Source organism: Paraburkholderia sp. BL10I2N1 (assembly GCF_004361815.1).
Taxonomy (GTDB): Bacteria; Pseudomonadota; Gammaproteobacteria; order Burkholderiales; family Burkholderiaceae; genus Paraburkholderia.
Window position 1 is genome coordinate 437,363 of sequence record NZ_SNWA01000003.1, and the last position, 24,957, is coordinate 462,319.

24 protein-coding genes are annotated in these 24,957 nt (G+C 61.8%); 7 read left to right on the top strand and 17 right to left on the bottom strand.

Annotated features, from left to right (window positions below):
• Positions 1–11: 11 nt before the first annotated feature.
• The 3 genes from B0G77_RS40030 to B0G77_RS40040 form a co-directional block, all read right to left on the bottom strand.
• Positions 12–836: a hypothetical protein gene (locus tag B0G77_RS40030; RefSeq protein ID WP_133667380.1), complete on the bottom strand. Its 825-nt coding sequence runs from the start codon at positions 834–836 to the stop codon at positions 12–14.
• An 8-nt stretch (positions 837–844) separates the two neighbouring features.
• Positions 845–1,273, bottom strand: coding sequence for a hypothetical protein (locus B0G77_RS40035; RefSeq protein ID WP_133667381.1), 429 nt, complete (start codon positions 1,271–1,273; stop codon positions 845–847).
• 120 nt (positions 1,274–1,393) lie between these two features.
• On the bottom strand, positions 1,394–1,747 hold the full coding sequence (locus B0G77_RS40040; RefSeq protein WP_133667382.1) for a hypothetical protein: 354 nt from the start codon (positions 1,745–1,747) through the stop codon (positions 1,394–1,396).
• A 718-nt stretch (positions 1,748–2,465) separates the two neighbouring features.
• Between B0G77_RS40040 and B0G77_RS40045 the strand changes: the two genes are divergently transcribed.
• The 7 genes from B0G77_RS40045 to B0G77_RS40070 all read left to right on the top strand — a co-directional run bounded on the left by B0G77_RS40045 (position 2,466) and on the right by B0G77_RS40070 (position 9,101).
• Positions 2,466–3,767 (top strand): IS110 family transposase, encoded by a 1,302-nt coding sequence (locus tag B0G77_RS40045; RefSeq protein ID WP_166656119.1) that lies wholly within the window; start codon positions 2,466–2,468, stop codon positions 3,765–3,767.
• Positions 3,768–3,875: 108 nt separating this feature from the next.
• Complete coding sequence (locus tag B0G77_RS40050) at positions 3,876–4,595, top strand: nuclease-related domain-containing protein (RefSeq protein WP_133667383.1); 720 nt, start codon at positions 3,876–3,878, stop codon at positions 4,593–4,595.
• 219 nt (positions 4,596–4,814) lie between these two features.
• Positions 4,815–6,074 carry a hypothetical protein gene (locus tag B0G77_RS40055; RefSeq protein WP_133667384.1) on the top strand — a complete coding sequence of 420 codons (1,260 nt, stop codon included), beginning with the start codon at positions 4,815–4,817 and terminating at the stop codon, positions 6,072–6,074.
• 59 nt (positions 6,075–6,133) lie between these two features.
• Entirely contained in the window at positions 6,134–7,336 is a 1,203-nt protein-coding gene (locus tag B0G77_RS40060; protein ID WP_133667385.1) for a FlhC family transcriptional regulator, read from the top strand.
• Complete coding sequence (locus B0G77_RS43700) at positions 7,323–7,499, top strand: hypothetical protein (RefSeq protein WP_166656385.1); 177 nt, start codon at positions 7,323–7,325, stop codon at positions 7,497–7,499. The genes B0G77_RS40060 and B0G77_RS43700 overlap by 14 nt, the downstream gene beginning before the upstream one ends.
• Positions 7,500–7,510: 11 nt before the next feature.
• Positions 7,511–7,879, top strand: coding sequence for a hypothetical protein (locus B0G77_RS40065; protein WP_133667386.1), 369 nt, complete (start codon positions 7,511–7,513; stop codon positions 7,877–7,879).
• 241 nt (positions 7,880–8,120) lie between these two features.
• Positions 8,121–9,101 (top strand): CAP domain-containing protein, encoded by a 981-nt coding sequence (locus tag B0G77_RS40070; protein WP_133667632.1) that lies wholly within the window; start codon positions 8,121–8,123, stop codon positions 9,099–9,101.
• 852 nt (positions 9,102–9,953) lie between these two features.
• Here the strand turns inward: B0G77_RS40070 and B0G77_RS40075 are convergent.
• The 14 genes from B0G77_RS40075 to B0G77_RS40140 are packed head-to-tail and all read right to left on the bottom strand — an operon-like array spanning position 9,954 to position 24,640.
• A complete protein-coding gene (locus B0G77_RS40075) occupies positions 9,954–11,156 on the bottom strand; it encodes a hypothetical protein (RefSeq protein ID WP_133667387.1) in 1,203 nt (400 codons plus the stop codon).
• Between the two features lie 9 nt (positions 11,157–11,165).
• On the bottom strand, positions 11,166–11,759 hold the full coding sequence (locus tag B0G77_RS40080) for a type 4 pilus major pilin (protein WP_133667388.1): 594 nt from the start codon (positions 11,757–11,759) through the stop codon (positions 11,166–11,168).
• A 7-nt stretch (positions 11,760–11,766) separates the two neighbouring features.
• On the bottom strand, positions 11,767–12,900 hold the full coding sequence (locus B0G77_RS40085; protein WP_133667389.1) for a type II secretion system protein: 1,134 nt from the start codon (positions 12,898–12,900) through the stop codon (positions 11,767–11,769).
• Positions 12,897–15,101 carry an ATPase, T2SS/T4P/T4SS family gene (locus B0G77_RS40090; RefSeq protein ID WP_133667390.1) on the bottom strand — a complete coding sequence of 735 codons (2,205 nt, stop codon included), beginning with the start codon at positions 15,099–15,101 and terminating at the stop codon, positions 12,897–12,899. Before B0G77_RS40090 ends, B0G77_RS40085 begins: the two co-directional genes overlap by 4 nt.
• Positions 15,102–15,105: 4 nt before the next feature.
• Complete coding sequence (locus B0G77_RS40095; protein ID WP_133667391.1) at positions 15,106–15,672, bottom strand: hypothetical protein; 567 nt, start codon at positions 15,670–15,672, stop codon at positions 15,106–15,108.
• Positions 15,659–16,987 (bottom strand): hypothetical protein, encoded by a 1,329-nt coding sequence (locus tag B0G77_RS40100; protein WP_133667392.1) that lies wholly within the window; start codon positions 16,985–16,987, stop codon positions 15,659–15,661. Before B0G77_RS40100 ends, B0G77_RS40095 begins: the two co-directional genes overlap by 14 nt.
• An 8-nt stretch (positions 16,988–16,995) precedes the next feature.
• Positions 16,996–18,618: a type II secretory pathway protein gene (locus B0G77_RS40105; RefSeq protein WP_133667393.1), complete on the bottom strand. Its 1,623-nt coding sequence runs from the start codon at positions 18,616–18,618 to the stop codon at positions 16,996–16,998.
• Positions 18,619–18,622: 4 nt separating this feature from the next.
• Positions 18,623–19,219 carry a toxin co-regulated pilus biosynthesis Q family protein gene (locus tag B0G77_RS40110; protein WP_133667394.1) on the bottom strand — a complete coding sequence of 199 codons (597 nt, stop codon included), beginning with the start codon at positions 19,217–19,219 and terminating at the stop codon, positions 18,623–18,625.
• A gap of 2 nt (positions 19,220–19,221) precedes the next feature.
• The gene (locus B0G77_RS40115) at positions 19,222–19,638 is read right to left on the bottom strand and encodes a lytic transglycosylase domain-containing protein (protein ID WP_133667633.1); all 417 of its coding nucleotides are present in this window, start codon (positions 19,636–19,638) and stop codon (positions 19,222–19,224) included.
• Between the two features lie 14 nt (positions 19,639–19,652).
• On the bottom strand, positions 19,653–20,984 hold the full coding sequence (locus tag B0G77_RS40120; RefSeq protein WP_133667395.1) for a TrbG/VirB9 family P-type conjugative transfer protein: 1,332 nt from the start codon (positions 20,982–20,984) through the stop codon (positions 19,653–19,655).
• Complete coding sequence (locus tag B0G77_RS40125) at positions 20,981–21,787, bottom strand: transglycosylase SLT domain-containing protein (RefSeq protein ID WP_133667396.1); 807 nt, start codon at positions 21,785–21,787, stop codon at positions 20,981–20,983. The genes B0G77_RS40120 and B0G77_RS40125 overlap by 4 nt, the downstream gene beginning before the upstream one ends.
• Positions 21,780–23,060, bottom strand: a complete 1,281-nt coding sequence (locus B0G77_RS40130; RefSeq protein WP_133667397.1) for a TrbI/VirB10 family protein — start codon at positions 23,058–23,060, stop codon at positions 21,780–21,782. The genes B0G77_RS40125 and B0G77_RS40130 overlap by 8 nt, the downstream gene beginning before the upstream one ends.
• Before the next feature lie 9 nt (positions 23,061–23,069).
• Positions 23,070–23,939 carry a TrbG/VirB9 family P-type conjugative transfer protein gene (locus B0G77_RS40135; protein ID WP_166656386.1) on the bottom strand — a complete coding sequence of 290 codons (870 nt, stop codon included), beginning with the start codon at positions 23,937–23,939 and terminating at the stop codon, positions 23,070–23,072.
• Entirely contained in the window at positions 23,939–24,640 is a 702-nt protein-coding gene (locus B0G77_RS40140; RefSeq protein ID WP_133667399.1) for a type IV secretion system protein, read from the bottom strand. Before B0G77_RS40140 ends, B0G77_RS40135 begins: the two co-directional genes overlap by 1 nt.
• Positions 24,641–24,957: the final 317 nt, after the last annotated feature.

The following is a 24,957-nucleotide window of genomic DNA, read 5'->3' on the forward strand; positions in this document are numbered from 1 at the left end:
GAAAAACTCCTTCATTTGGTAATTGACCACAGCCACTTGTCCCACATGAGCTGCTGGCCGTTCACGATCTTGGGTGAGCCGTCACGCCGGATGGCGGGCACCTTGATTTTTTGCAGGCGCCGAACCGAAACGACATCGCCCACTCCGCACCCGCACTCGGCGATCGCTTCCTTCAGGCCTTCGCCCTGCAGCGTTCGCTCGTCGGCTCCTGTATCAAGCCGTATCGCAAACGACGTATAGAACTTCGCGCCGTTGGACTTGCGATCCGGAAACCGGTCCTCGCCCCACCAGGTGATACGGCCTACAACCGCTGCCGAATCGTGATGTCCGGTTTGAGTTGCACGCGATCGGGTGCGCGCCGGGGTTCCAGCCGCAGGGCGATCGCTATCGCTTTCCTGTGAGGGAACAGGCTGGGCCGGGATTGACGCGGCCGCAGCGTGCGCAACCTTGACGGCGGGTTGACCGACGCTTCGAATGGCCTTCGCGATCGCATCCTTGAGCGGGGGGTGATGCACCGCGCTCTGGGTCCAATGCGGTGCGAGATCCGGGAGGATCTTCAGGCCAAAGGGGGTTTCCCCGGTGTGCTCATCAAATGCGGGCTGGAACTGCACGATGCAGTCGCCCTCGTCGACAAACAGGTTCGGGATGCCGGTGATCGTGACGTGGGTTTCATTTGGCGCGCCCCGCCCGATTTCGCACGGACCATCCGTGGAAGAAGGTGTGCAGGTGGGTTCAGTGGGAGTAGGGGCCGCTGACTGGCCCGGTCTGCCTGCAACGGGCTTTCCGGGAAACACATCCGCCAGGGCGCGGGTGAAGAAGCCTGCTGCACTTGCCATGTTGCCTCCTATAGCAATGTGCCGAAGCACGCGCGCTTAAGCTCGCGCAGATCGCGCGCGAGAAGCGGTGTGCTCATGATCACGTCCTGCAACGTCTCCGGATCGACTCCATTGACCTTGCACACGTACAGATAGGGAAGTGCTCCGTCCCAGTAGCCCATGATCCAGCCGAGCGTCGCGTGGTAATCCTCGACGTCGATCTTGCGGTTACGCAGGCGCTCGGAGAGCAGATCCGCGCAGTCCATCAGTGACTCGGGCATGCTGTCGCCGCGGCGGCTGTCGCTTGCCAGCGAGATGAGCGCATCGACCATGCGGTTGCGGATGGATTCGTTCCAGAGATGAGGATCAGGAAGCGGGTCGGGTTTCGGGAGCGGGACGACGACAGGTGAGGAGTCGCCGAACATATCGAGCTGCCAGGCAGCCACTTGAGGTTCCATGAGATTGCTCCGCTTGGGCCGGCAATCTCATCGCCCGTCACCGGGAATGGGATCCCGGCAAGGGTGGAGGCGTCATCACCATGGAATATCCATGGCGATGACGGGTAGGGCAGGCGCCGACTAGCGGGTACCTGTCTTGAACGGGATAACGACAGCCGATTTCGCGTATTGGCGCTTCGGTGCCGGTGGCGCAGCGACGGTGTCGTTTGCCACAGCTGTGGCCGTTGCGGTCACTGTTGCAGCCGCAACCGATTGTGCAGCCTGGGCCTTGAGGGCTTCCGCTTTGACAGCTTCAGCTTCGGCAGCTTCGAGCTCTTTGGCTTTCTTCTGCATGGCCTTCTGCAACCAGCGGGCAGCCAGCAATGCCACAAAGCCAGCAACAAAGAACGACATGGTCGCGAGATACACCACCATGCACAGGGCGAGCAGCTTGCCCGGCGACTTGATGGCGTCCTTGAACAAAAGCTTCAGCATTTTTCTCTCCAGAAAAATCACGCACTAAGGAATGTCCGGACGACGTCCGGGGGTTTCGATGCTCAGCTTGAGCAAGGAAAACGGCGCGAAGCGCTTTCGTGCGCGACCAGTACGGACGAACACGAAAAGGCTCTACGGCGCAGGGAAGCAACAGGGATGCGGAAGGGACTCCGCGAGGACGCATGGCGAACACGCCATGCCTTGTCGATGCGTCACGTGACGCGTGGGATAGCCCTAGATTAGCCGGTCACCAGGTGCCGTGCCGGGTGAATGCTCATGAAACGGATACAGCTTTGGCCGGTCACGCCGGCTAGCGGTATTGGTCCACGGCATTTCAGCCGGTTGAGGGGCCTAACCCGGAATGCTCCACAAACACGTATAGCTTTCCCGGGTTCGCTGAAAGCGTCTGGAAAGAATGAGGTTCGATGGGAGCCTCCAGTTTTTCCAAAAACCGCACACGGACCATGAACCGGGGATCGTCTATCGTCACATAACGCGTGGCGGTTTCTGGCAGCGTAGCTGAGGTCCCTCTGGTGCATCGGACAACTGTCGGATTGCCCGTGCGGGAGAATAGCTCTGGTCGCGGTCAGTCGCACATTCTGGTGAGCACTGCATCCCGCTGGAGAGATTTGTTTTTCATATGACGTGACCGGGCCAGGGCCACCGCGCGCATTGGGGTACCCAAATGCGGAGGTTCATCATGTTACAGACACTCCCCATGCTCGATCCGTTAGCCGCGTTCGTGGACATCGGCAGTGAACACATGCATGTTTCGGTGGGCGGCAACAGGCCGGAAGTGTTCGGTACCGTCACGTCGCAGCTGCACGCGTTGCGCGACTGGCTGCTCGCACAGGGCGTGCATTCGGTAGCCATGGAAGCGACCGGCGTCTACTGGTTACCGTTGTATGGTGTGCTGGAAAGCGCCGGTCTGGAAGTGCGCATGGTCAATGGCAGGCAGACGCGCAACCTGCCGGGCAGGAAGACCGATATGGCCGACAGCCAGTGGGGGGCCACGCTGCACATGCATGGTCTGCTGCACGCCGGCTTCGTGCCACCGGCTGACATCCGCCGGCTGCAGGACTACCTGCGCCTGCGTGCCGATCACGTGGCGGCGGCAGCGGGTTGTGTGCAACTGATGCAAAAGGCTTTCGAGCGCATGAACATCAAGCTGCATGATGTCATCTCGTCCCTGGCCGGCGTCAGCGGCATGGCGGTGACGCGCGCAGTCGTGGCCGGCGAGCGTTCCCCTGAGGCACTGGTGGCACTGTGCGACGTGCAGATCCGGCGCAAAAAGGAACAGGCCGTGATCGAGGCCCTGCGGGGCACCTGGGCCGACGAGCACATCTTCGCGCTGGGCCAGGCACTGCAATCGTGGGACCACTACCAGAAACTCATCGCCGATTGCGACGAGCGCATCGCCACAGTGCTGCCGCCGCACGATGACACACAGCCGCCGCTGCCCAGGTCCACCCGGCAGACCGGCATCAACGCACCGGAAATTTCCAGGCTGCGTGAGATCCTGGCCCAGATGTGCGGCGGACGGGATCTGACCAAGCTGCCCGCGCTGTCGTCCTATGGCGTGCTGCAACTGATCAGTGAGGTGGGTACCGACCTGAGCGTCTGGCCCACTGAAAAACACTTCACCGCCTGGACGGGACTGGCACCGGGCAGCAGCGATAGCGGCAAACGCAGGAAAGGCGTAAAGCGCGGCCGCAACCGGACCGGACGGCTGTTCTGCATGATGGCGCAAAGCCTGGTACGCAGCAGGGATATTGCGCTGGGCGGTTTCTACCGCCGTCTCGCGGCACGCCGCGGCGGGCTGGTGGCGACCAAGGCGCTGGCGCGCAAGCTGGCCGCCTGGTTCTGGCGCGTGATGGTCAAGGGTGACGACTACGTTGAAAAGGGACTCGCGCGCTATGAGGAACAGGTCCGTAAAACCAGGGAACAGGCCCTCAGGCGGTTAGCCAGGGAGCTGGGGCGCGAGCTTGTTCCGGTCCCTGTCGTCCCTGAAACACCCTGAAAAACCGCCCAACGCGACAGGTTCATGGAGAGGCGCGCAGGACGGAAAACTTGACTTCGATATTCACGCGGCAGACTGGACACATCATCAACAGCCAACGAGAAACCGATGTTCACGACTGCCCTGGTCTTCGCCCTCGCCTGCCTCGCCTATCGCGCGCTCACGAAACGAAGCCGTGCCCTCCGCCGACCGGACTGCCCACCCCCGATCACCCGCAGCCGGGCCGCCGGCGACGCCGGTGAAATCCGCGTGCAGGCAGAACTACGCCGGGCACTGACCTGGCTGTGCGGCGAGAATTTCTATCTCCACCCGACCGCCCTGCTGTTGCACCACGCGCCAGGCACCGCGTTCCCAACAGCCGAGATCGATCATCTCGCTGTGACGGCGTTTGGGATCTTCGTGGTCGAGACCAAGCATTGGAGCGGCACGATCGGGCCGGGAACAGATGCCGACACACTGGTACGGATCACTGCCGACGGCACTCGCGACACGCGCCGCTCGCCAGTCGCACAGAACCGCTCGAAGGTCGCCTTCCTGCGCAGCGTGCTACCTGGCATGTGGGAAGTGAAGGGACTGGGGGTCTTTTCCAGCGACAACTGTCTGCTGTCGCCGGCGTTGCCGCTGGATCTCGTGCGGCTATCCGACCTCGGTCACTGGTTAAGGGCGGAAAAATCCCGTCATGACGCGAGCGGTGGTGTGCGGGTTAACGTCCCCGAGGCATGGCGCGCGGTCCTCGCCGTGGCCGAAATTGATGCATCCGGCATAGCTTTGGAAAAGCATCGTAAACGAGTAAGTGCAAACCCTCTAATTTCAGGGATCGCCCCCTAAAGTTTAGTTGTCCGGTGCCGTTGAAAAAAGGTTGCATCGTCAATTAATCCAGGTAGCGGCGTGAAAGGCATCTGTTTTTGCGCCGCTTTCCGGTCTGGCGAGGCGAAAACGCAGCGTATTCTGGGCTTCAGAACCCGCGTACGGCGGTAAGGACCAGCCATCCCGTCCGGCGCGAGCATCTCAGGCCCAGATGCCGGTTACACGGAGTTAAAGAAAAAAATGAGCAACAAAAAAGATACGAAGAAGACCAGCAATTCAGACGACTCGTTCAACCCGACACGCCGGGAGGACGACGAAGTGCCGGGGAACGCACTTGAGCCTCAGACGGATCTGCCACCCACCTTTGCACACATCCCTTCCGGACAGGAACTAAGCGCCGCCGCACGCGAGTCTTTCGCCGGCGACCTGCCCGATTCGCTGATCCGTACCATCATCCAGGAGAGTGAAGAGGTTGCCCACTCGACTCGCAAGATCCTGCAGGAACACATGCGGATCGGTGGCAACTTTGCACACATCCTCACGAGCGTCCAGAACCATATGATCGGCACGCTTGGCGACAAACCAGCCGTGCGCACCCGCGCAAGCGAGCTCGTCTACAACTATCTGACGAAGGTCTTTCGTCGATCGAAATCATCGGTTCGCCTCTACATTCGCTGTTACCTCAAGTTCAGCAACAACAGTGGTGCGGTGCAGATGCTCTCGCACAGCGATATGGCACTACTGGTTGGCAATGACCTTGGGGACGACGTCATCGACATGGTGATCGATGCCAAGACGAACGACCCCGATCTAAGCAAGCGCGATATCAAGAAACTCATCTCGGAATATCGCGACCAGTTGACCGAGAAGGACACGCGCATCGAGGCGGTGATGAATGAACTCACGAACGTGTCGAACAACCTCGACGAGGTGCAGCTTGAAAACAGGCGGCTGGTGGAAGAACGCGAACGGCTTCAAAAGGATCTGACGCGCGACCGCGAGAACGCGCAGTCCACCGCCGTCGAACTCTCCAGCGTGAGCAAACAGATCAGTGTCCTGCAGCAGGAACTCGCCAACCGTGAGCGCGAACTTGATCAGGCCACGCGCGAACTGGTCTCGGCGGCAAGCAAGGTCCAGACGGAGAAGGTGCCCGTCCCCACCGTTCCGGAGCAGTACAGGAATCTTGAGGAAGCGGTCGAAGCCGTCTTGTCGAAGCTGAAGGAAGCGAGCGCACAGCTCGAACAGAAGCAGGCCGAACTGGCTGCGCTCGAGCAGAAACTGGATACGGAGAACGCCGCGATCGAGGCCAACGAGGTTCTGGAGAAGAAGGCCAGTGGCCTCATTCAGCTGTTCGGCTCGTTCGTTCAGGAATATCACAGCACCCAGCTCATGGTAACGGCAGACGGTTTCCCGGCTCGCTTCGTTTCGCTCTTCCAGGCCCTTGCGGATCTGGTCGGCAAATTCCACGGCGAACTGCTCGCCGTTACGCGCGCCGCGTAATCGCAGGCCGCGGTACCGCGGGGGCGGCCGCTCCCCAAAAACACAATAAGAGAAAAAAGATGGAAAAGACTGATGCTCGAGAAAGCTACCGTTCGGTGGAACGGCTTTATGTACCGCAATGGCTGACGGAACAGATCCAGGTAACGAACTTCGACCTGGTCGACCAGATGAAGTGGATGCTGCAGCAGGACGGCCGTTTCAACGAAATCTTCAGCGTTGAACGCAAGGAAATTGAACACCTGAAACACAACCAGGGTTCGCTGCGCAATCTGCTCCGCACGCCGTTCCTGATGGTCGCACCGACCCTGCAGACGGTCGAGGACTGGCGCTGCTTCGTCGACGAAACGCCCACCACGATCGCTGTTGATGAATTACGGCGCAAGCTGCCGCCGCTCGACGCCCTGGGTCTGTACTCGGTCGAGCAGCACAACCGGATGTTCCTCGACCTCGTGACGAGCGTCATCCATATGAGCGTGCTGTGCGCCCCGCTGCTTGGCATCACCAGCGAACTGGCGCAATACCTCGCGTCGGTACCGGCCTACAAGCTGCGCCTCGCACTTGGAAAAATGCGAGGTCTGGCACTTTTTCGCTGGCGTTTTAACAGCCCGACGTTCTGGTATGAGTTCACGGCCAACGCATTAACCGACGAGATGATCGCTCACCAGATCATGTCGACCTCGCCGATCAAGACGGGCGAACTGTCCCGCAACGCGGGCTGGGGTGAATTGCGACTGCCGCGCGAAAAGAACGAGCTCTACGCTTCGGCGATGATGGCGCACGGCTACCGGGCCTCGAGCGCTTCGACGCTCTTTCGTCTGAACCAGAATGCGATGCGACAGCGCTTTTTCGAGATTCACGGCGTCAGTTCGCCGTGCGGAAACGTGCCCACCTCGCTTACGTGGTTCGTGGAAACACCGCACAACCGGCTCCATGCGACCGTCTACACGTGGCTGTATCGATCCGCGATCGCACGCGGCGCCAATGGGCCCGAGGCTCTGATCGCCACGAACGACATCTATGGGCGGCTCTTCGGCGGAAAGCAGCATATTTCGGCCGACCGCGGCTGCAACCTGACGCGTTACATGGCCGCCGACACGCGACTCACGATCGCGCCATGCCGCACTTGCAGCACTCACTACGTCGTGTCCAACAATGACACGAAGATCGAGATGCACCACAGCTTCGCCTGCCCGGCCTGTACACAGCAACTTGTCCAGAAGAAGCGGGCCTCACGCAACCGGGTGATCCATGGCGACGACTGAGTTGCGTGACCTGCCGGCGGGACTCGTCGTATTCAGTTCGGACGGTAGCGCGCAGTTCGGCTGGCGCAATCCTGAGACCGGGGAATTCTGCGCCGAGGCCGATGGCAGTTTCATCGCGAACGTCGTTGGTGCGATCGAGTGGCAGGCTGACCGGGTTCATTGAGGCAAACCGCCATGGAAGACTTCGACTACCTCGCCCCTGACAGTAACGCGGCATGGCTTGACGGCCGCGGAGATGGTCGCTTCGAACGCTATGAGAAGTTTTACCAGGCGGAGCGCGAGCAACAGGCCGAGCGCTTCGATCTTGAGCGTTCCAACGAAGAATATGCGAAATGGAGGCGCGAGCAACCATCGCGTCTGTTGTCCACGTTAAGTGCGCCGTGGTTCGGGCGGGTCGCTGTGGCCTTCTTTAGCGTCTATATGGGCGTGGGAACCGTGCCGGCATTGGCCGGCGCGGCACCCTACGCCACTGGCGCAATGCTGATTGTCACCTTCGTAGGGTTGCGAGTCTTCCATTGGCGAGGTCGCAAGCAGCGGAGATGAGAGCTTTACTGCCGCCCGACAAGGCCGCAGACGACCCGCCGTGAGGCGGCTTTTCTTTACGGGCTAAAGTCCTTACCAAGTCTTTCCGTTATCTCTAAAATGCCGCGTTCTGACGGCCGCAAGACAGCCTAACGACGAGAGGAGCATGCTGCGCAAGCACACTTGACTTCCCGTGGCGCTCGATAAGATGGAATCAAGGTCGCGCAGAGGGCGCGTCCAACAACAACCGAAGGCAAAAAGAATGAAGAACAGCAAGACCACACTTACGGCCCTTGCGATCACTGCGGCGCTCGCACTTTCCGCTTGCGGCGGCGGAGGCGGAAGCAGTTCGGACGCCTCTGCTGCTTCTAGCCCCCCCAGCCAGACCGCCACGAGCGCGAACGTTTCGACACCTCAGTATGCAGCCGCGAGCGCCCAACTGGCGGTCTTCAATCTGCTTAACCAGCAGCGTCAGCAGTGTGGTTTCCCGGCACTCACGGAAAACACCACCCTTGACCAGGCTGCGCAGGCGCACGCGGCGTACATGGGCCAGAATGGTGCCCAAATCACAGACACGGAAGTGTCCGGTAATCCCGGATTTACGGGGGTCACCTACGCTGATCGCGCAGTACATTTTGGCTACCCGCAGAGCACGTACATTGGCGGCGTAAGCGGTGGGTACTATACGAACGCGACGCTCACGGCAACCGCGTACGGACAACAGCTCGCCTACGGCTGGTTGTCGGGCGTGTATCACATCGCTGTTGGTGCGTGGCCGATAACCACCATCGGCATTGGCTGGAACCAGACTACCTTCAACGGTTTTCCGGTGATCCAGTCGACGTTGACCATCGCGAATCTTCAGGCAATGACAACCACCGCGCCGCTGACGTTTCCCTGCCAGGGCACCACGGGCGTTGCATACTCGGCAGGTGGCGAGACGCCGACTCCGCCCAACACCTCGGGCAATTGGGGGACTCCGGTGGCCGTGGCAGGTAATCCGACTGACACGATCCGGCTCCTGTCGGGCACGATGACTGACACGTCAAGCAATGTCATCACCCTGAAATTGCTTGACTCGGCCAACGACCCGAACAAGCTGCTTCCGACCTTCGAAGGCGTCGCTTACCCCGCGACGCCATTGTCGCCCAACGCGACGTATTCTGTGTCGATCACGGGGACCGTCAACGGAATACCGTTCTCGCGCAGCTTTACCTTCACGACGGGGAACATCGTCGGCTGACCAAGCGACAACTGACAAAAAAGCGCCCGCCGGGCGCTTTTTTTTAGCGAGCCTTGGATAGGAACGGGCCTCGCACTCCAATAGATCGTGTACTAGCTAGGTGAGTAGTCGTTGATCGACCTATTCTCGACAAGGAGCGTCGAGGCAGGTCGAAACTCCCACTTTCTCGCCTAACTGTGGCACGGGTTCGACGGAATAAATATCGTAACGGAAGCCGATTGCCCACCCACTGTGGCCGTTATCGGGAAATACTCACCCGTAGAGCCTGGAACGCAGTACGGGCCTATCCAACTGACCTTGGCGGTGCCGTCGGATACGGTGTTGAAAGTAAACTGCGGGTTTGCCGCGCCGGTGTTGTAATCCAAAATGCCCAGATAGCTGGTGAACTTGACGGGCACGCCCCCGGCCAGAACCCCATTGGCCCAAACGGTCGCTACCGCATAGCCGTCTGAGTCATCCGTGCTCGCAGCATAGAGCGTTAGGGAGTACGTAGGCGCTGGTGGAGTGTTCGGTTGGCACCCCAAGCCGACCCAGTTCACCCCGTTCCACGACGGCGCGACGATCTGCGAGTAGCCGGGAAGACATACAGGCGGAGCCTGATAGTTGCATGACGGCGCGGACCACTGAGCGCCTTGCCAGGTCGCTGTCGCTACAGTCGTCCACCCTGCCCCGCTCGAACATTGCGGCTGCGGTATCGGCGCGAGCGAAACCGGCGTCGTGCAAGACGAATCCTGATAGCCTGGAGAGCAACGCACGGGCGTTGCCGAGAGCGATTGCTCCATCAGCAGCACGCAAATGATCAGTGGCCATCGCTGAATATTATTCCTTGAACTCACTTTGTTCCTCTCCGTGTCAATACGAGCAATAGGTCGACACCACGCCCTTGGCCCCGGCGATCGGCACACCGCTCCCATCCACGATGCTGATGGTCCACGGGCCAGTACCACCGACTGGCCCGAAATTCACAGCGGTGGTCGGATCCACCGAAAACACCTGGGGCGTCAGTTCAATCTGCGCAAGCCCGCCTGAGGGACACGTCGGTGCGGGCACAACGGAGCCGTTCGCCACATTCCAGTACGCCATCCGGAGAATCGGACCGCCAATCGGCAGCCAGACACCGAACTGACACGAGAGATACTGTCCCGAACCATCGCTATTCGCGGCTATGCCGGTACCGGAACAAGCCGAGCGCGGCACGGCGAGGTTGCCCGCAGTCAACGTTCCAGTCACGGTTGCGTTGCCGTGAACGGTCTCCGCTCCCGTGTCGATCGGTGCCGGCGCGCCACCAGCCGCGTTCTGCACGTACAGCGTCGACGGCGTACGGATCGCGTTACTCACGTCCGCGTTCGATGCCGCAAGCGTTGGCGCGGCTATTGTGCCTTCCGCGTCGATATCGTGAACGTTATGCAGACTGACGTGATTGACGTTCTGGTCACCGGTCCATGTGAGCGTCCCGTCGCGCCGGATGTAGACGGAGTTGCCGTCCGAGGTCGGACCGTTCGTTGCGAGAATCGCCGCCGCCGGCGAACCGGGAAGCGGATTCGTGGCGGTCCACGCGCCATTCAGGCCCGTGATCGTTCCGGAGTTCTGCACCTTCGAGAAGCCGAACGAGTTCCCGCCCGCCTGGGCGATCTTCGCCGCTCCGGTGACGTCGGGCTGCCCGTTTCGCGTCAGCGGCTTCGACGGATACATGACGTAAGTCACGTGACAATCGCCGTTGCTCACCGAGCATCCGGCCGGACCCACGGTCATCTGGATCACGTAGATGCCGCCCCAGAACGGCCCGTTCGCGTGAGGTTGTTTCAGGTTTCCGGCTGTGAAAAGCTGATCGAGCGTCGGCGGTGTAACCGTCGTTGGCCCAGGTGCCACATACTGCGCGAGCAGGCTCGCATAGTTGTTCGTAACCCAGTCACCGAGTGCGGTGTTGATGACGACCTCGTTCTGGCCTTCCGCCGCGAGCAGTGTGTTCCGCCGCTTGGCGCCATCCTCCTTGATCGTCTGCAGCGTGAGCAGCGCCGAGGCCACTAGCACGATCACCATCTCGATGATGCTCATGCGATGCCCTTAGTTGTTGTGGGTCGCGTACATTGCGATACTTGCCGTCGCACCGGCCGAGTTGCACGCCTGGCCCGCGGTGCTGCTGTTGAACGTGGTCGACGGACCCGCAACAGTGGTGCTATTGATCTGGACCATCGTGTAAGCGCCTGCGACCGCGCCCGCCGACAGCGAGCAGACCGTGGCCGGTACTGGGTACGTCAGTACAATCGCATCATCGGTGGTCGAGACTGTCCCGGGCGAGGCGGCCACCGCCCCGCCGAAGATGCCGGTCAGCGTGCCTGCGGTTGTGTTCACGCGCGAGCCGGCGGCGTCGAAGGCGTGATTCTGTGCGAGCGTCTGCAGCGACTCGCTAGAGAAATCGGTGTCGCTCGACGTCGCATCCTGAATGCCGCTGCGGAAAAGTTGTGCTTCGCTCTTGAACTGGTACGCGTGAATGCGATCCATGACGTAGCCGCGACCTGCGTAGACGGCGAGGGCGATCAGTGCAGCGCCCGCCATCACGCCTGCTGCCTCGATCATCGACAGTTCGCCCGACTGACGGCGGCGACGCGCCATCCGGAGAAACGTAGTCGTGTTGCGAATCAGGGTGGTGTTATTCATGGTGTCCTCAATAGGAACTTTCGGATGGAATGCCGGACGTTTCAAAGCTGGCGGCGCCCGTTGCGATGTAGGATCCAAGGCCAACCGTCAGGAAGAAGGCGGTCGCGATGCCAAGCAGCACGTAGTGCGTGACCTTCGCATTGCGGCGCACCGACTCAACCACGCGCGACAATGAGTTGCTGCCGAGATCCTTGATGGCCTGTACGAACTGGTCGCGGCCAGCCGCGTCGGTGATCTTGTCGATCACCTCTTCAGAGAAGATGCCGGTGTCAAGCGCACGCATCTGTTGGTCCGGATGGACGGTCAGCCGCCGGCTCATGCGGTTCAGGTGCCAGCGCAGCCACGGGTCCGCGGTCTTCGTCAGGCGATCGAGCGCCGCGCGCAGTGTCAGATTCGAGTCGAACAGCCCGGCGAGCGACACGATCAGCAATGCAGCTCGAAGGTCGCGGCGATTGCGCCACATGAGGGGCGCGTTGTCGGCCTTGTTGCGCAGGTCGCCCGTCCAGCGCTTGAGCGTGTAGAAATAGCCGGCCACGAGACCGACGACGATTGTGCTGGTCAGCCACCAGTAGTTCGCGCAGAACGTGTCGATCGCGTACAGAACCTGACCTGCCGGATGCCACTGGTCGAGCGGCCTGGTCTCCAGTACCTGGGGGAATACCTGCGCTCCGAACAGCACGGCGAAACCGTACATATAGACGAGCAGGAACACCGGATACACCATCTGCATCGACGTCGTCGTAGCGAGGATGCTTTTCGCGTTGGCTGCCATTTCTGCGAGTTCGAGGCCGCGCACAGCCGCGTCTTTCTGGGTCGATGAGCCAGCAAGCTCAAGCAACGCATACTCGTCGGAGGGGATAAACGGCCTGATTGCCGCCGCGAAATCATCGCCAGCCTGCATGCGCCGCGTGATTGCCTGAAACACCGGCCACACCAGCCGCTTGCGCGACTGATAGCGCGTCTCGAAGGTCGACAGACGCTCCAAGAGCGTGTCACGGTTGCGCAGGCCCTTGGTGGCCACATCCATCCGCGTTTCGCTATAGAACACTTCACGCATTCTGCGGAAGCGCCACGTTGCAACGCGCATGCGTTCCTTCTGCGGCAGCGCCATGAAGACCGAATACACGAGCGAGCGGATCAAGAGGGTATCCTCCCGTAGCGATCCTCGACAATCCGGTAGTCGGCAAACGGGCGCATCGCTTCGTTGATGAAGCGCGGGTCGATGATCCCGGTTGAGGCCTTGTAGAGCGCGTGCTCGTAGATCGTCTTGCCGGTCATGTCCGCGTCAGCGAAGCCGGTCACACGTGTGCGCCGCCACACCTTCTCCGCCCCGCGCCAGTCCCGGACCGCGACCCGGTCCAGAAATTCAGGCGTCGGACGCAGCAGTTCCATCGCAAGCGTCTGCCCCTTGGTGCCAGCTGCGACCTTGCCCGAACGCGTGAAAAGACCGGGCAGGCGGCAATGCTCGCAACCGGCTTCGTCACGACACGCCATCTTCGACGTATCGAGGCCGAACCTCGCCTCCAGTAGCTGCAGTTGAGCCGCATCCAGCACGTCGCGCGCCGGCACCTTGCAGTGCGGGCACAACAGCGGGATCAGCTTCTGGTTGCCGACGGCATTCACAAACCTCTCCGACGACACTTCATCCATCGGAAGCTGCAGGCGACCGCCTGCCAGCCGCATGAACGCTCCAATGGCGCTATCCGCGTGCAGCGTCGTGCGGACCGGGTGCCCGGTCAGCGCAAGCTCCGCTACCAGCGCGGCCACCACTGCGTCGCGGATTTCCGTGACCGTCGTATCGTCCGGATCCATTCGCATGATCGTCCGGATCACCTCGGCGCACTTGCGATTTGCTTCAGCGTCCGATTCATCGGGACGGTGCTGGATCGAAATTTCCGAGAGCCACGGGTGAGGGTATTCCGACGGTTGACTGATTACGTACTGTTTGATCAGATCGCGCCCCGGCACGTTGTACGACATGGCCCGAAGCAACGTGGACTTGGCGGAACCCGTCTCGCCAGTAAGAATGCTCACCCCGCCGCTCACCCGGCCAAGCGCGTCGAGAACGGCCAGCTGGCTCGCCTCCAGCCCCATCTCCTCTGGCTGGCGCACGTAGTAATTTTTGAAATTGCCGTCCAGCAGACGCAGCGCAACATCGAACCCGCCAACGAGGGGAGCGCTTTGCCACCGAAGGTTGACGATGTCCATATGGGCGACAAGGGGGATCATCGCGGACTGTGGTGCGCTCGGCTGGAACGTCTCGCCCGAGTTGGTGTTGCGCTGGACGAGATCCTGATAGGCCGCGGACAGCGCACGCCGTACCAGTGCCTTCGGCATCTTGCGGTACGAATACAGGTCGCCGTTCACACGAAAGCGCACCTCGACTTCATCGGTAAAGTCGCGGTATTCCCAGTGCACGTCAGTTGCGCGGTAGCTGTGCGACGCCTCAATCACGTCGCGGAATGTGCCGATCGCACGCGACGATTCCGGAATGATGGCCGCGGAGCGCTTGTCCTTTGCGTAGATCTGTGCAATGACCCCTTCGGTCGCGACCATCTCTTCGCGCACGGCGATGTCCGCGCGCGCCAGATCCTTCAGGTAGGTCGAATAAAGCGGGTTCTCGTGAAACCGTGGCGTTGTCACGACGATCGCTACACCCGCCTGCAGATCGACGGCGACGAACTCGCGGCGTGCAGCATCGGTGATCCGCAAAGCCGCGTCTGCACTGCGTTCGCACAGGATCCGCTTGAACGTAAGTGCCTCCGCAGAGAACAGTTGCGGCAGACCTGTCAGCGTGACCGTGACGTCCGGCTCCACCAGATTCGTACTGCCTCCGTCGTCGACAGGCATCAAGGTATCGGAGTGAGTCGCTTCCCGCGGTGCCGCAGTCTCTTCGATGGGCGCGAGTACCGGTTCGCCAGCGCCGCCAACGGCCTCAGCTTCATCTGCCTTGCCCGAAGGCCCAACGTGCACCGTGACAAAATCCGTTGAGCGAACCTCCTCCTCGCCCGCCGAAGTCATCGACGCGTCTGCCAGGGAAGCCTGATTCGGCGTCACGTTGGCGTCTGACTCATGCACGTCCACGTCTTCGATGTCACCCATGCGCAGCCGCATCCCGAGCGTCATGGGCTGGCCAACACTTGCTGCCGAATCTCGCTTCGGATTGACCGGCTTGTTGCTAGTCCTGAAATGCGGTTCGCTATCGTCCTTAGCGCCTGCGACGCCTGCAATCGGCAGCGACGCTGGCGAGTCTTCGGCAAAGCTGGAACGGAACGCCTTGAAGCGCGCGAAGATGCCACGCGCGGACGGCTCTTCTTTTTCGACGCCAGAGAACATACTCATTTCGTTACCTCTCGATCTGGATAGCGGGCTGCGCACCGGCGGGCGGGAACCCTCCCGGGGGCAGCGGTCCTCCCAGGTCCACCAGTGAGCGAAGCGGACTGTTCGAACTGACGGTCGCCGACGCGCTGGTGATCGGCTCCGTCCAACTGCGCTTTCCGTCCGAGACGGTCACGAGGTAGCCGTCGACCTTTTTCGTGCTCCAGCCGTTGAGCAGCTTCGTGCCGATGCGCGCGGGATAGACCGCGTTGCGGTAGCTGTAAAGGACATACGAGCCGCTGGCGTCGGCATAGGCACCCACGAAATTCACAGGCTCGGCTGCTTTAACCACGGGAGCGGCTACGACCTTTGTCGGCATCGGTGCGCTCGCCGCGATCGCCGGTTGCGGCGCGGACATGGTGGAAGCCGACGGACCCTGCACGCCCGCAGATTCACCAGACATCTGTCGCGCAATCCTAGCGCGGGACATCTGGTCGATATCGTCGAGCGAGAGATGCGGAGTAGTCGGTTCTGCATGCGCCGAGAGTCCGCACACGAGCAGTGCGAGCGCGGCCGGCCTTTTAATTGAGAACATAGTATTTCCCCTTCGCGGTGAAATGGACGCCGACCTGTTCGTCGGCTGCGCCTGCCTGCGCGCTGGTCGTGCCCTGATCCTTAAGACGAAGCTCAAGCGTCAGGCTATCGAGCGCCATGCTCGACGGGAGTCTCGATAGGAGAACGGCCTGCCAGCGAAACCCCTCGATCTGCCATGTGCCCTGCCTGACCAGATGAGCATTGGCGCCGGGTGCTGCGGTGCCCGGAGGAGGCGGCAGGAGAAGCTTTGCCGGATCGATCCTGACCGTATATCCGTAGGCCTTGATCTCGAATGGCCGCACGGAGAGGCGTTGCGGCGGCGTTTGCAGCATGTCGATCAGCTGCTGTTCGGCTGGCCAGTTTTTCGAGTCCTGCAGCGACACCGATGCGACCTTCGGCACGGCCGGCCCGCGAAACGTGAGGTGCAAGCCGTCCGGATTAAAGATCACCGGACGCATCGCCGGCGTCGCGACGCGATCGAAGTCGGCAAAGCTGCCGCCATGACGGCGGCCCGCAACGATGCAATCGCCAGCCGTGCTGCAGGTCGCTTTCTCAAACAGCCAGCCAGCGCGCACGCTCTCGCCGGGGCCAAGTTCGTCGAGCAGCGCCGGCGCGAGCGCCGATGCCCGTGGCAACGGCGCGTGGAACACGCGCCGCACCTCGGCCGCATAGCGCTCCTGATACGTCGGCTCATGCGGCGGAGGCGGAGGCGGCGACAGCGCGTCCATCAGCTTGCCCCCGCCGAAGGCTGCGGCTGCGATGATTGCCACGATCGGCACGAGCGTCGGCACGCTTACCGGCAACTTCGCGACGCGCCCAAGCTTGCGGTCAGCCAGCAGCGCGCTCGCGGCAAAGGTCTCGTAGACGTCGCCAATACGCGGCCCCGCGCCCAGGGTAGTCAGCGGCAGGTTCAGACGAAGACACTCCTGCTCGATCTCCAGACGTCTTGCCTGCGCCTCTTCGAGTTTCAGCACCTCGTCGTTGCGCACGACGCCGCGCACAACGAATACAACGTGTACGCGCTGGTCGTCCTGCAGCAGAACGAGCGCGGCGGGCTTCGACTTGATGCGTCCGTGCAGCGCAACGCGGGCCGCGCCCGAGTAAAGTTTTGCGCCTCTGACTTCCGACGCGTCGGGAGCCGCGAACCCGCCGATCAGCTCGGTGCCGACCCTGTATTCGAGGTAATGCGTCGCGCCGAAATCGTCGGCATAGCGGCGACGCTCGGCCCGGCCACCCTTGGCGGGATAGGCGCGCCAGTCGAGGCCAAAAACGAGCCGCGCACTCTTTTCGCCCGGCAGTGGTTCGGTGATATGCATGCCGGTACTCACATGGAGGGAACGACGGTGGCGGTGAGCATGATTACCTGGAAGGTCTTTGCCTTGTTCCAGGTGCCAGTCACGCCGCCAATGCCTGCGTTGGTGGTGCTGTCAGAGTGATCCGTCATCGCGCCGTAGAGCACGATCGTCTGGCCATCGGCAAGGGCCACGGTCTGATCATCCTTGCTGCCAATCGTGTGCGCGAGCTGGATCTGCTGCTGGGTCTGACCGGAGCCAACCGAAGCGGATGTAAAGGGGCCATTGAGCTTCGAACTGTCGGCCCAGTAGGCAAGCACGATCTGGTTGTGGTCGTTAACCGACGGCAGGACATTGACGAAGTCGCCCGTCGTCACGGTGCCTGGCGTGAGCCCCGGTACACCTCCCGAGGTTGCCGTGAGGCTGCCCGCGGAAGCAGTGGTCTGTCGCAGGTAGTCATCGCTCTGGAAGGACGCGACCGACACGGGCAAGCCATTGAGGGTCATCTTCGTGAGCGTGTTGTCCTGCACGGTGCGGCCATATGCATTCAGCGCATTCATCACGGCATTCGTGCCCGAGAAAGGTGCGTCCGGTCGCAGTACCGAAACACCCACCGAGCCACCGCCTGAGGAAAGCGGCGTCGGCGACGTGAAGCTGATTGCGTACTTGGCGAGACCACCCTGAATGCTGGTGAACACCACGTCAGCGTTCACTCCGGCCTGGCTGCCCTTGTTCAGCGCGATCTGCAGCGTGCGCACGCGGATGGCGACCTGTCGCGTCGAGATCGCGTTTTCGTGCTTCAGCACATTGCCCATCCGGTCGGCCGCTTCCTTCGTGTCATAAATCATCACGAGGCGGCTTTGCGGATTGACGTGTACGCGCCCCATTGGCGAGCGCAGTTTCTCGAGCTCGTCGCCAATGGCTTTGATCTGGTCAAAATCGCCCTCGCGCCCCGTCGACGTGATCGCGGAGAACGACCCGGTGTTGCCACCCGAACTGCCGCTACCGCTCGCCTGATTGCCGGTCGAAGTGTCCATACCCTTTGACATGGTCGACTTGATCGACACCTTTCCGGGGATCGCCGCAATCTGGTACATGCGGGTCACGAAGCGCGAAATGGTGATCGTCGAGCCATCGAATGACCAGTCCAGCCCCAGGTCATCCGTCATCCCTCGCAGATAGGCACCGACCTTGCCGGTAAAGGCCTGGGCGTACACAGGCTCTTCGAAGGTCTTTTTCTGCGCGCCGGCGCCGGGCGTGCCGCTCCCCTTACCGTCTCCAGTCGGCTCACGCGGAATCAGCGAGTCGCGCGGCACGAACACGTCAGGGCTCAGGTGCACGGGATAGCCGGTCGCATTCGAAACGAGATTTGCGATCTGCTTGATGCCAAGGTTTGCAGGCAGCGTGACTGACTTCTCGCGGAATACTGCGGGCAGGGTCGCTTCATAGGCGACCGGCACCAGCCGGTCACCGAGAAACGCGGTCGGCACGTCTTCAACGAGGGGCATCGCCCTGACTCCGCCGGCGATCGCATCATTGATTGTCTTGTGCGCGCCGTCGTAACTGTTGTTCACGTCCTGCTGGGTGACCGCGCAACCTGCAATGGCCAGAAAAGCGGCAGCGGCGATCGCTGTTTTCAGATAAGCAAAGCGCATGGTCTCAGTCCTTGCAGTTGGCCGCCCGCGCGATCACGCGAATGACGTTGTTGGTATGTCGGCAAACGCGCGTGGGCGTACGCATGTGGTTGGTCGCCTGCATGACCTGTTCGAGCACCGACGTGAACTCGCCCGAGAAAGTCGCGTTGAACTCCAGCGGCAGATCGTCGTCGATCTTCCAGGCGAGCTGCCAGCCCTGCTTCTGCAGCCAGCGGTCAAGCGCATCGCGCAGGTTGACGTCCTGCGGCGTCACCGTAAGGGTCAGCGCGCTGGCAGACCCGGAAGGTGCACCGGGAAGCACGTCCGGGACGTCCCCCATTGGCGTTGATGCCAGCGTCAGCGTCGCCGCGATGGTGACCGGCAGCGCGGGCGCTGCACTCGGCGTAGCCGGAACCGCCGGCTGCGCAATTGATTCAACCGGCTTCGCAGGTGCCAGTGCGGGCGCGAGGATCTGCCAGCCATCACCGGCAAGCGGCACAACCCCTGACTGTTCCGGATCGATCGCCGCGTTGGACACGCTTGTCACACAGACAAGCGCGACGGCAGCGAGGACCTGCACGATGGCGCGGGTACGTTGGTGAGTCGGAATGGTCACGTTCATGGTCATTGGCCTTGTCGCTGCAGACGTCGATAAATCGCGTTGGCGTACACCAACTGCTTCGAGGAGGAGACGGCGTTGTACGCACCCACGGCTTTCCAGGTCGGGCCGAACTGCCTGATGTTCGAGGCGAGAATCCAGGCGCCAACATAGGCGTTCACGCAAGCGTTAAAGAGGTTCTCGCGGCGGATGCCGTAGCGCGCAAGCGCCGGCAACCATGACGAGTTGATCTGCATCAGACCGATGTCTTCGGTCCCGTTGCCGTTCACGTTGACGGCGCTCGCGCGCATGCCCGACTCGTGCTGTGCGATCGCATGGACGAGTTGCGCGCTGATGTGGTGATAGGCCGCCGCATCGTCAATGCAGTCCGCGCGGCAGACAGTCGTCGACGCAAGGCCTGCGAGAACGGCCGCGAGCGACATGAAAAAGGTGCGCTTCATGACTTGGCCACCGCGGTAGCGGGAGAGGCGTCGGGGGCCGTGGCGGGTACGTTCTTCGTTCCTGCCGCATGCTCGAAATACTTCACGTCGTGCCGGCGCGTCACGTTCACCGTGTTGCCGTCGGCCGTGACGATGAACTGACCGGCCGTGCCGTCGAAATGGTAGTAGCGGCCCTTCTGCTCACCCGAACCGAGATGCCGCACGTCCGCGACGTGCACCTGCACGACCGAGTCGGCAAACTTGAAGTACGTCTGCCCTTCCTGGTCGAACACGGCCTCCAGGTGCGCCGGGCTGCCCTTGTCGAAGTCGTACACCGTGCCAGCGGTTCGCGCCACTTCAACACTCGTCGTGCCATCCGACACAACGAAGCGGTCAGCCCGCTCGACCGTCATCACGTTCGTGTCCCCATCCCACTTCGGATGAAGGGAACGCCCCTCAGGCGTGCGAAAGCTCAGCTCCTTCGCCGGCTTCGATGCAAAGCGGATCTGCGTGTGCGTGTCGTCGCCGTCGCGGATCGCCTGAGCACCAAAGTCCTGGGCAAGCAGCGACCCTTGAGATGCAGCTGCGGCCGCGCTGACTGCCATCGCCATCCCGTCAGGCTTGCCCTTGACGTTGAGACCAGTCTCGTTTGGCCCACCTGTCTCGCGCCCACCGGCCGCATAGTTCAGCGCGCCCGACTTGGGCGTGTCGCGATGCAGACGCACGTGGCGCGTGCCGAAATCGATGTCGGCATACAGTCCGGTCTGCGTCATCAGGCGGTCGAGCGCCTGCATCCAGTTTTCGCCTTCGCGGGTTGCGAACGTCACCGTATCCGTCAGGTCCACGTCCTTCTGCGCAGAGCCGGTCCAACCCTGCGGAACCAGCGCCTTCACAACATTGGAAACCGGCATCGTCGAACTGACGTTGCGTACGGGCTCGAGCCGCGAATGCGCGCCGATAAGCACAAGACGGTTGGTGAAACCATCGAATGCAGAGGGCTGATCGTCGCGTGCGGACGCCAGCGCGCCCTTGCCACCGATAAAGCTGTTGGCCCTCGTCCAGCGTGCCGTGGCGGAATGTCCCGCGACGGTGTAGCTGATCGTCTCAGGCGTGCCGTCGACCACCACGTATGGCCCTTCGGTATGTCCACCGACGGCGGTGATTACCTGCCCTGCCCGTGGCTGGATATAGGTCTTCGTCCCGTCGTTGAAGATCAGCGCCGGACTCTCGGTGATCCCGCCCATGATCTCGTAGTCGAAATCGAACGGATCGGTGTTCGCCGCGTGGCCGGCCATCGCGTTGAGCGAGGCGAGGCAGACAATCGCAATACGGGTAAGAGTGCGCTTCATAGCCCAGCTTCAATCTGGTTGAGATGGCGCTCGAAGCGCTCAAGGTAAGCCTGTCCCGGAGCCGGGTTGGCACTGTGGTAGTACGCGATGGCCCTGGCCACCGAGTGAGTCTTGCTGTAGTTCTCGTTGAGGATGTCCTCTGCCACACGGATGTTGGTTGCGGGCGCAAGCGCTTCCCAGGGTGAGGCAAAGCGCTCCGAGTGATAGCACCAGTTCACCTGCATCAGGCCTACATCGAAATCACAACGATGAGCGGCGATGAGCGTCTCGATCGCCCGCCATGCATCGGCCCGCGTCCTGAAGAACAGCCCCTGCCCTGCCACGTTGAGCGTCCACGGCCATGCACGTCCGTTCAGACCGGACTCATTCAGGGCGATGCCGGCTAGCACCTTCGGGTCAACGCTCGTATGCATCAGCTCGAATGGCGCCGTCGCGCTGGCACACGCCCAGCCGCCTCGACCTTCGGTGACTGCCGCCTGCGCCTCGTCGTCAAGACGCGTCGGCTGCAGCCAGCCCTTGCTGACCAGCAGCGCCTCCAGTGACACCTCGCGCGAATCGACGGTCACGGTGATGCCCGAGTCCGCGTTGCTGTGCACGGGCTGGCCGACGAGCGGCGTCGCCCATGAGGTAAATGCGCCGAGGCCGCAATAGAAGACCGGCTTCCCATCAAGCGCTACCAGGTTACGGGCATGCCCTTCAGCAAGCACGAGGCTCGACGGGCTGATGACCGCAGCAATGGTCGATGCATCGCAAAGGTTGACCGCAAGTGCGAGCGGGATCGCCAGAAGGAGCCGCCTAATCATCGCGATACGGCTCCAGATGGATATCGCGATTCACCTTGATCATGAAGCGCCGCTCGCCCGGACCGGTGGTGATGGTCGGCGGAATGTTCTGATAGCGGCCGAGGATCGATTGCGACGTTTGCGCCGCAACCTGCCCTGCCGTGCCGCCCACCTGGGTCACCCCGAGCGGGCCGGTCGTGGTTGACGTAGTGCCACTCTCGAAATGATTGAGCAGGATCGCGGTCAGGAACGACGTCCCGTAGATCTTGAGGAAGTGCTCGTTGACGTCTCCAGAGAAGCCAGCAGTGCCGTCCGCGTCCGCACCCTGACCGCCGTAGAGCGGCACATGCTTGCCGTTGGGCAGGCGCATCTCGGTTGCGGCAACCAGAATGCTTTCCTGTCCAGGCTGGATGTCCGAACTGTAGGGCGCGGTAATCATCGTGCCCTTCGGAATCATCAGGCAGTCGCCCCGTATGCTGTCGTACACGTCCTGTTCGACCACGAGTGCGGCCGTACCCGGCCTGTCGGAGTTCAGGGCTTCGATCGACAGCACCGGAATGTGATGCGGTGGCGACAGCGTGCAGCCGCGCCCCTGTCCAACGAAGCCAGCCGACGCGAAGTCCTGCCCACCTTCCGACCGCGCGGCGGCGCTCTTGATGAAATCCGTGTCGTGCTGCTGGGTGCTCGGCCTGGCCGCGGGCTGCCCGAGTTTGCCCGCAAGCAGGTCAGCCGCCTGGGCGCTCGCCGAACCAAGCGCCGCCTGCTGGGCGGCGGCCTGCTGCAAAGCCATCTGCTGCGGCGTCACGATGCCGGGCAGCGTGGCTTGTGGCTGTGGCGCCTGATCCTTGACCTTCACGCCAGTCGGGAAAATCGGCGAAACATAGATGTTGTCCGCGTGGTTCTCGCGAGACAGCTCGGCGTTGCGCTGGTCCTGAATGAAGTTATCGGCCGTCAGCGAAGGCGTCATGTGCGATGTAGCAGGTGCTCCAGCCGGTGTGGAAGCAGCGCGAGCCTGGGCGGCCGCCTCTCGGCGCGCGGCAGACTGTTGATCGGCAATGATTTTGTCAACGTCCTGTGTGCTGTTGCTCCTGTCCACCACTTCCGCTGCCTTCGCCTTCTTCTGCAGACGTGCTTCTTCTTCAGCCTGGCTACTCGCCTTGACCTGGTAGTAGAAGCCGATCGCGCCGATCACGAACGCGGCGACCACGCCAACGCCAATGAGGGCGTTACGCGGCGACTTACCCTTGACGATCGCGCCCGGGTCGTTCGGCATGTTCCCGTTCTGCTGTGTCATGTCACGGTCTCAGTAGCCGAAGAGGCCACGCCGGCCGTGCTTCACCGTCACCTCATCGTCCGCAGCCCGCAGCACGATCTCATCGGCCAGCTGCTGCACCACGATGTACTGCCCGCGGCGGATAAAGTTCGGGCTCACGTTGTCGCCGTGTTCCTTGATGATCGGCACCGCGAAAGGTGCACCGGCTGGCAGTCTCAGCCACACAGACTTGCCGTCGTCGAATACCGTCTCCGGTTTGAACGGGGCCGAGCCTGAGACCGTGTAGTCAAAATTGAGCTTGTCGGGTGATACGCCGATCGGGCCTGAGTCGGTCCCCGATCCAGCGCCTGCGCCCGATTGCTCGCCACTGCTTTCTTCGCGGGCCCGAACCTTGGCCATGAGCGAGCCGGGATAGTTGAAGCGGACGGTCTGGTAAAACAGACCGCCCATCGGCGAGGACACAAGCGTCATGTCGTACTCGCGCATGTTCGTGCTCAGATGCACGGTATTGACCAGACCCGGCTTCGTTGGCTTGATGAATACGTGGTTCGCACCGTCGGTGTCCACGATCCACTGGATCGAATCGCCAAGCGCGGGTTCGGTCACCAGTGCCTCTCCCCTTGCGAGCTCGATCGTGGTTGTCTTCAGCGGCGCGGTCATGATGCGGTAGATCTGGTCGCGGCTGTAGGAAAACACGGCCATGCGCGCGTCGCCCGGCATGGTGATCGGATCAACACCTGTGTTGTAGGGATTCACCGGACTCATCGGATCGGCCACGGCGTTTGCGATTTCGCGGGACAGTGGCGAAGCCGCGCTGACGGTCTTCGCGGCAAACGCTGGCGCACCCACGAAGCACGAGGCGACAGCGATCCAGGGAGCGAGCTTGCGGAAGTGGTTCATCAGGCGGTCTTCTGCAGAGTGAAGAGCGGGAAGAAGATCCCGTACGGATTGGCCCCGAGCGCGTCCTCCTGGGAGGGCGGCACGATCTGGTAGCGCCAGGTCAGCGCGTACTTCTGGACGACCGGCTTGTCGGTCGGGCTTTGTGTGGTGCTCGTCGTGAATTCCACGACGGCGGTCGAATCGTCGAGGAGCGAGACGCTCGTGATCCTCACTTCGCGAACCAGCTTGGGGTTCAGCGTGATCGCCTGAAACGGTGCGTCGGATTTGAGCCAGTCACCAAACTGGTTTCGCGCGTTACCCGTCATCTGCGCTTTGACGCCGTTGATGTTGCGGGCCATGCGCGAGGTCTGGATGTCATCGGTCATGACCGGCTCGATCGTGAACCACCGCTCGACCGATTCGCGAAGAGACGTGCGGATTGCCTGGTCGTCAGGCTTGTAGGCTGCGAGCCGCGTGACGACCGGATGGCCACCCGCATCGGACGACACCCCGTAGGCCTTCACCTCGGAGGGGGCTGGGTTACGCGTGTAGACGGCGCCGCCGGCAATGAAGGCGAGGATGAAACAGAACACCTTCCAGTGATTCGCCTCGACACGCAGGCGCGTGCCGCTATCGAAGATCAACCCCTCGGGATCATCTTTGGAGTAGCCGCCCGGGGCGGTGGAAAGGGCAATCTGCTTTTTGCTTCTAAAAAGACGCATGACGGTTGATCCATTTGGGCCGACTCAATTGAATCAGCCCGCATGGGAACCCGTTCATGCAAAAGACACGCGATTTCTATCGGCTTTTCGAGAGAGCGCAGTGATGTGCGCGGTTGCGATCGACCGCTTCAGCCGGTTGAGGGTCTTATCCCGGAATGGTGAGCAAAACGATGTAGCTTTTGAGGAGATAGGAACCAACCCGCTCTAATACAATCACGTCGGACTTCGTTCCACAGTTACTGTCAGAAAAATACGTAAATAGCTGATTTCACTCGTTTTTCATTCCTTTACCCCTTCAACCGGCTGAGGGTACTGGG